Raw genomic sequence first — 6,642 nt, forward strand, 5'->3', positions numbered from 1 at the left:
GTGGAAAAGAAAATAAGGCTAGGGTATGGGGCTTTTGCTTTGAAACCTATTGCCAAAACTCTAAGTGAAACCTTAAAGATTGTTAGGGAAGCCCAAAAGCATCATATTCCATGTTTTTGTGCCGATTTGACGGTAAATCCAGTATTGATAGATTGGAATAAAATGGTCGCAGCTTCACTACCTGCTTTCCCGAGATTAGGAATGGCTATGATGGAGACGAACGGTGACGTGAATTATGAGAACTGGCAGATTATGAAAGACAGACATCCTTTTGCAGGAGCCAATTGGACTAAGGTAACCAAGGGGGTATTTGAACTTGATGATCAATTCTATCACGTTTCAGGAGGGATGTTTACTGCTTCCTCCTATTATGAGCAACTGGCTTCAGGGAAGTTTAAGTAGGGAATAATTTATAATGAAATTAAATATGAACAGAAGAGATGCCCTTGCCAGGGTAGCATTGATTATGGGAGGAACTGTAGTTGGTGCAAACTTATTTTTATCAGGATGTAGCCGAGAGGCTGCAAAAAATATAGAAAGTCTTTTCTCTCCGGATGTAATAGATCTTTTAGGAGATGTAGCAGACACTATTCTTCCACCAACAAGTAGTCCCGGTGCAAAGGAAGCTGGCGTCGGTGAATTTATTCCTGTCATGGTTCGAGATTGTTATTCCCAAATAGATCAACAAAGTATGGTGGAAGGCATCGGGAAATTGGAAAATTCAGCTAAATCTAAATATAATCGAATTTTCCAAGACTTGACTAAAGCTGAACGTACTGAGTTATTGACTGAAATAGATAAGGAGTCTATGTATCATCAGAAAAATAAAGGTGAGGAAGAGCCTGTACATTACTTTTATTTGATCAAACAAATTACCCTGCTTGGTTATTTTACTTCAGAACTAGGAGCTACTAAAGCACTTCGCTATGTCGCAATACCAGGAGAATATATAGGGGACTATCCTTATAAAGAGGGGGACAAGGCTTGGGCTTGAATTGACGTAAAAGCCAAATTTCAAACATACCAAAAATCAAATAATTCCTTAAAATGAATTCAGGAGAAGAAAATATATATGATGTAATCGTTGTTGGCTCAGGCATCAGTGGGGGCTGGGCAGCCAAGGAATTTACCGAAAAGGGCTTCAAGACCTTATTGATTGAGCGTGGCAGGATGGTAGAGCATATCAAAGACTACCCTACAGCGACCAAGCATCCGTGGGAATTAGAACATCGGGATCAGAAAACCATGGAAGATAAAACAGAAAACCCGCTGATTAGTAAACATTACGCATATAAAGAATCTACCCGGCAATTTTATATAGATGATGAGGATCAAGAATATATACAGGAAAAACCGTTCGATTGGATAAGGGGATTTCAGCTTGGCGGGAAGTCATTATTATGGGCTAGGCAGACACAACGTTGGAGTGATTATGAATTTGAAGCGCCGAAGAAATATAATTATGGAGTGGACTGGCCGATACGTTATGCAGATTTGGCCCCGTGGTATAGCCATGTAGAGCGTTTTGTAGGCATTGCAGGGAATCGAGATGGTATTCCAAATATGCCAGACAGTGAAGTAGTAGGAGCTTTTGAAATGAATCGGGTAGAGCGGGTAATTGCGGATAGGATTGATAAACATTATAAGGATAGAAAAGCCATAATTGGTCGGTGCGCCAACCTAGCAGAGCTGACAGAAACTCAAAGAGCCCAGGGTAGGAGCAAATGTATGGCTCGCTCATTGTGCTCACGCGGATGTCCATTTGGCGCCTATTTCAGTTCAAATTCTTCCACCGTCCCTTTTGCCCAGAAAACAGGAAATTTAACCATAGTTACCGATACTATTGTAGAATCGGTTGAATATGATGCATCTTCAAATAAAGCTACAGGGGTACGGACTATAAGTGCCAAGGATAAATCCACAAAGACTTATCGGGCAAAAGTGATATTCTTGAATGCAGCAACCTTGAATACTAACCTCATCCTTTTGAATTCAAAGTCTGAACGATTTCCAAATGGCCTCGGAAATGACAATGGTTTGCTCGGAAGGTATATAGCTTTTCACAATTACAGAGGTCGTCTGACAGCCGAGTTTCCTGGGTATGAAGATTCTTATTATTATGGTCGTAGACCCACCCAGATATTTATGCCTGCCTTTAAAAACATTCATCATGCCGCACCAAATTTCAAAGGGTCTTATTTGATCGCATTTTCCGCTTCTAGAAGTAGGGGAGTAGGGTCAAAGGAAACTATAGGAGCAGCTTTTAAAGATGCATTAACCCTGCCTGGAAAATGGAGGGTGTCGATGATGATGCAAGGGGAGGTTATTCCAATATATGAAAACCATGTGCGCTTGAGTGAGGATAAAAAGGACAAGTTTGGATTGCCCCAAATGATCATGTCGATTGGATATACTGATAATGATGTAGCAATGATGGAGGATTTTTTGGCAGAAGGTAGGGATATGTTGGAAAAAGTGGGCGCAAAAAACATCAGGAAGTATGATCAACATGTAGATTTTGGTAGACAACCTGGCCTAGAGGTACATGATGTAGGAGGGGTGCGAATGGGGCATGATCCTAAGACCTCTTTGTTGAACGCCTATAATCAACTGCATCTGTGCAAAAATGTATTCGTAACCGATGGCGCATGTATGAGCAGTGTGGGTAACCAAAATCCATCCTTGACTTTCATGGCCATCACTGCAAGAGCGGCTAACTATGCTATGGACCACTTAAAGGAAGGGAAGTTGTGAGAATGACTGGAATTACGTACTCGGTGGCTTTTTTGTCCGCTATCTTTTTTGTCTCTTGTCAAAAAGAACCCAAAGAATTCCAAGAGACAAAAATAGTCGATTATGTCAAGCTTAAAGAAGGCTCCTACCTCGAAGTTTCTTCTGTGGCTGAGGGCTTACATGTTCCCTGGGGAATGGATCATTGGGGAAACAAGATAATCTTTACGGAAATAACGGGGTCGGTAAAGCAACTGGATTTGTCCACAGGTAAACTATCCACTTTATTGGTACTGGATAATGTCTTTCAAAAGCGCACGACAGGCCTTCTGGATATTGCCATTCAGAAGGGAAAAGCCACAAATCCTTATGTTCTGCTAAACTATACCTCACAGGAGGGTCCGGAGGTTGTTTCCAATCTCATGCGGTATACTTATACTGTTGATGGATTGACCGAACCAAAAAAGCTACTCGTGGTCAGAGGCTATACAGGACATAACGGTGCCAGAGTGATCATCGATGATCAAGATGTCGTTTACTGGGCAACAGGGGATGTAGCAGATAATACGCAGGCCCAAGACTCAACTACCCTCAATGGGAAGATTCTTCGACTTGACATAAATGGTGGAATCCCCGCGGATAATCCTATTAAGGGAAGCTATGTTTATTCATGGGGGTTTAGAAACATGCAGGGCCTCACAATGGATGAAAGGGGCAATATCTTCACTTCTGAACATGGGGATGCTATCGAGGATGAAGTTAACCTTATCCAAGCGCTTCATAATTATGGGTGGCCTCTTATTGAAGGCAAGCATGATACTACCGATGAATTGACCATCTCAGATAGCATCAGTCTAAGCCAGCCAATAAAGTCTTGGACGCCTGTCATAGCTCCGGCAGGACTTGCTCATTACTCCCGAAATCGTATTTCAGCCTGGGAAAACACATTGTTATTAGGGACACTGAAAAGTCAGACTTTTAGGGTGTTATTGCTAAATAGTGAGCGTACTCAGATAATAGAGGAAAAAGTATTCTTTTCTGATAGATATGGACGGATTCGGGACGTGCTTGTCCTACCGAATGGCGATGTATATATAGCTACTAGTAATCGTGATTGGAATCCACAACCTGGATTTCCCTTGCAGTCTGATGACCGCATATTACGGATCAGGGGAGTATCGAGTATTCCCAAGGATGTAGAATATATAGTAGAGGATAAGCAAGAGGAAATTGGAAGTCAAAATGGAAAAGTGCTCTATAAAAACTATTGTTCCTCGTGCCATAAGGAAAATGGAGAGGGTGTCCCAGGCAATTTTCCACCTTTAAAAGGTTCCCGAAGAATTAATAATACCTCTTTGTTTATTGATCTCCTGCTGAATGGCACAAATGGTAAAGAAGAAATCAATGGTGTGCAATATAATCAGCCCATGGCAAGTTTCGCTTTTTTAAAGGACAATGAGCTTTCGGCCATCATCAATTATGTCAATACCGAATTTGGAAATGGCAGAATGATTTTAACAAAAGAAGTAACCAACTATAGAAAAAAAGACTAAATGAAGGGAAAGAAATACATTAACTGGCTTTCGGTACTTGGCCCAGGTGTGATAACAGCCGCTTTGGTATTTGGGCCTAGTAAGATGACCATAACTTCAAAAATGGGCGCCGACTTTTCATACTCTTTGATCTGGACCATTATTGTTGCTATTTTTTTTATGATGGTATTTACCAATATGAGTGCACGTATAGGACAGCATAACCAAGAGTCCTTGTTGAGCCTAATTCGGATAAAAACAGGGAAATTGGGTAGCCTTTTTATTGGGGTTGGTATTTTTTTGGTAGCCACATCTTTTCAGGCAGGGAATTCGACGGGCTTGGGAATCGCCATTGGTGAAGCAACAAGTACTGATGCAAAGGTCTGGATTGTCCTATTCAATATTTTGGGAATATTGTTGTTGTTTTTCCGCTCGTTTTACAAAATGATGGAAAAAGTAATGTTGGCACTGGTAATACTGATGCTGCTATGTTTCACTATTACTGCCATCGTAGTTCAACCTGCTCTTTCTAATGTGTTTTCAGGAATTAGGCCAACAATTCCAGACGGATCTGAAGGGCTCATCATTGCCTTTATTGCCTCCTGTTTCTCACTTGTAGGAGCGTTTTATCAGTCTTATTTGGTTCAGGAAAAGAGAAGAAACCAATCTGGCCAGGAGAATGACGCTAAGTATGCGCAGCTAAGTAGTACGGTAGGCATAGTGATATTGGGCTTGATGAGTGCTGTGGTCTTGATTTGTGCTTCGACGGTATTGCATTCCCAAGGCATCAAAGTGAACTCAGCGTCAGAGATGGGCTTGGCCCTTGCTCCATTGTTTGGACCCTTGGCCAGCGAGCTTTTCTTTATTGGCCTTTTTGGAGCCTCATTTTCATCATTGGTAGGAAATGCTACCCTTGGAGGGTCCATGTTGGGAGATGCCATGGGGTTTCAAAATGGTTTGGACAATAACAAGGTGAAAATATGCATCGCAGCAGTAATGATTTTTGGCGCTGCGATCGCTATGGCCTTCGGAAAACTCCCTTTAGAATTGATAGTGTTGGCACAAAGTGTTACCATATTCCTAGTACCCTTTATAGGGATATCCATTTACTGGGTAGGTAACAGTGAAGAGATTATGGGGGCAAAGAAAAACAATGCTTTTCAGCGGGTTGCAGGATTGATAGGTATTGTATTGGTCTTGTTTTTAGCTATATCAAATTTCAACGTATTATTCTTATAAATATTATGAATTTAAAAGAAATGGAAGCATCACTGACGCGCCCTTCAAAGGTATTGGTTGATGATGTTAAAAAACTGGAAGGGGATGTAATGTTGCTTGGCATTGGAGGAAAGATGGGAGTGAGTATGGGAAAGTTGTTGGTTGACGCCATTGCAGAGGCAGGAAAGGAAACCAAGGTGTATGGAGCTTCTAGATTTAGCAACCCCAAGGCCAAAAAGGAAGTGGAAGCTAATGGTGTTATACCGATTGCTTGTGACTTACTCAATGAAGAGAGCTTACAATCTTTGCCTGAGGTGAAAAACGTTATTTATTTGGCAGGCCATAAGTTTGGTACGACAGGAAATGAGGACTTTACCTGGGCGATGAATACTTATTTGCCTGGACGTGTATCCGAAAAATTTAAAAAGGCCAATATAGTCGCATTTTCTTCTGGAAATGTATTGCCTTTCGTAAAACTTAATGAAGGAGGAGTGGATGAAGAAATCATACCTGCACCAATAGGAGAGTATGCGCAGTCATGTTTGGGGAGAGAACGTATCTTCCAGTATTTTTCAAAGAAGAACCATACTCCTATGTTGATTTATCGCCTTAACTACGCGGTGGATTTCCGTTATGGTGTGCTTATGGAAATTGCCAAATCTGTATTGGAGGGAAAACCAATAGATCTCAGGACAGAAAATGTGAATGTTATTTGGCAGGGGGACGCAAATGAGATAGCCTTGAGGTCATTATTGCATTGCGAAACACCTGCGAAAGTGCTGAATGTGACTGGTCCGGAAACCTTATCTACCAGATGGATCGCTAAAGAATTTGGTAAGCTTTTAGGAAAAAAACCTATATACCAATTTGAAGCAGAAGGCACTGCTTTACTTAATAACGCTTCTGAATGCCATCGTTTGTTTGGTTACCCCAGAACAACAATAAGGGAGATAATCGAAATTACTGCGACTTGGTTGCTCAATGGAGGCGACGAGTTGGGTAAACCCACTCATTTCCAAGAACGAAAAGGACAATTTTAATGGAACTTAATAAAGAACTTAAGAGGCTATTATTGGATGGTACAGTAATTCCTGCCCACCCATTGGCTTTAACTGAAAATCGTGAATTGGATGAGGAAAGTCAACGTAAATTGACTCAGTAC

5 protein-coding genes and 1 pseudogene are annotated in these 6,642 nt (G+C 41.3%); all 6 read left to right on the forward strand.

What is annotated here, in order from left to right; genetic code table 11:
* Positions 1-402, forward strand: a pseudogene (locus ACYVAA_RS21865) (L-alanine-DL-glutamate epimerase); the annotation flags it as partial.
* 25 nt (positions 403-427) lie between these two features.
* Positions 428-994: a gluconate 2-dehydrogenase subunit 3 family protein gene (locus tag ACYVAA_RS21870; RefSeq protein ID WP_460545989.1), complete on the forward strand. Its 567-nt coding sequence runs from the start codon at positions 428-430 to the stop codon at positions 992-994.
* Positions 995-1,047: 53 nt separating this feature from the next.
* Positions 1,048-2,754: a GMC family oxidoreductase gene (locus ACYVAA_RS21875; RefSeq protein ID WP_460545991.1), complete on the forward strand. Its 1,707-nt coding sequence runs from the start codon at positions 1,048-1,050 to the stop codon at positions 2,752-2,754.
* Positions 2,755-2,756: 2 nt separating this feature from the next.
* Entirely contained in the window at positions 2,757-4,283 is a 1,527-nt protein-coding gene (locus ACYVAA_RS21880) for a PQQ-dependent sugar dehydrogenase (RefSeq protein WP_460545993.1), read from the forward strand.
* Positions 4,284-5,501 (forward strand): NRAMP family divalent metal transporter, encoded by a 1,218-nt coding sequence (locus tag ACYVAA_RS21885; RefSeq protein WP_460545995.1) that lies wholly within the window; start codon positions 4,284-4,286, stop codon positions 5,499-5,501.
* A 5-nt stretch (positions 5,502-5,506) separates the two neighbouring features.
* A complete protein-coding gene (locus ACYVAA_RS21890; RefSeq protein ID WP_460545998.1) occupies positions 5,507-6,520 on the forward strand; it encodes an NAD-dependent epimerase/dehydratase family protein in 1,014 nt (337 codons plus the stop codon).
* Positions 6,521-6,642 lie beyond the last annotated feature (122 nt).

This window comes from Echinicola sediminis (genome assembly GCF_054777495.1).

What these genes read in the sequence shown, in the direction of transcription:
- ACYVAA_RS21890 (WP_460545998.1), top strand. Translation starts at nt 5,507, where the DNA reads ATGAATTTAAAAGAAATGGAAGCATCACTGACGCGCCCTTCAAAGGTA.
- ACYVAA_RS21885 (WP_460545995.1), top strand. Translation starts at nt 4,284, where the DNA reads ATGAAGGGAAAGAAATACATTAACTGGCTTTCGGTACTTGGCCCAGGT.
- ACYVAA_RS21870 (WP_460545989.1), top strand. Translation starts at nt 428, where the DNA reads ATGAACAGAAGAGATGCCCTTGCCAGGGTAGCATTGATTATGGGAGGA.
- ACYVAA_RS21880 (WP_460545993.1), top strand. Translation starts at nt 2,757, where the DNA reads ATGACTGGAATTACGTACTCGGTGGCTTTTTTGTCCGCTATCTTTTTT.
- ACYVAA_RS21875 (WP_460545991.1), top strand. Translation starts at nt 1,048, where the DNA reads ATGAATTCAGGAGAAGAAAATATATATGATGTAATCGTTGTTGGCTCA.